Genomic DNA, 539 nt, shown 5'->3' with positions numbered 1-539 from the left:
GAATACGATGCTTTTCACGCCCGCTTTACGCATGCTGCGCGCTAACACCAATGAGCCATTGACGTTGTTGTCGTAGTACTCAAGTGGTTTTGCCACCGATTCGCCAACCGCTTTAAGGCCAGCAAAGTGGATCACGGCTTGGATGTCGTGCTGCGCGAATACCGTATCCAAAAAGGCTTCGTCACGGATGTCACCTTGGTGGAACGCAGGCTGTTTGCCAGTCAGCGCTTCAATACGGTTTAACACTTCCAGTTTGGCGTTACACAAGTTATCAACGATGATAGGTTCCATTCCCGCTTCAATCATCTGAACGCAAGTGTGACTACCGATGTATCCCATACCGCCTGTGACAAGAACTTTCACTTTTTGCTTCTCCACGTTTGCTGCTTTCTGTTCATACCTCACTCTGATGCGCTAAAAGCCAATCGCTATTGCATCGAATCAGTACGCCCATTTCTTAACTGGCTAAAAGTCTAGCAACCAATCTCGATCCAGATCCGTGATCGAATTCAAATTGTGTAAACGTTTCCACAAAATTA

General features: G+C 46.9%; 1 protein-coding gene. It reads right to left on the bottom strand.

Going from position 1 to position 539, the window contains the following annotated elements; all coding sequences use genetic code 11:
• Positions 1-363 (bottom strand): SDR family NAD(P)-dependent oxidoreductase (locus R7Q11_RS28850; RefSeq protein ID WP_225467306.1); only part of this gene is annotated, 363 nt, incomplete at its 3' end.
• Positions 364-539: the final 176 nt, after the last annotated feature.

Source organism: Vibrio sp. 970 (genome assembly GCF_033339075.1).
The sequence above is the reverse complement of the archived record's forward strand: the minus strand, read 5'-3'. Positions and strand labels throughout refer to the sequence as shown.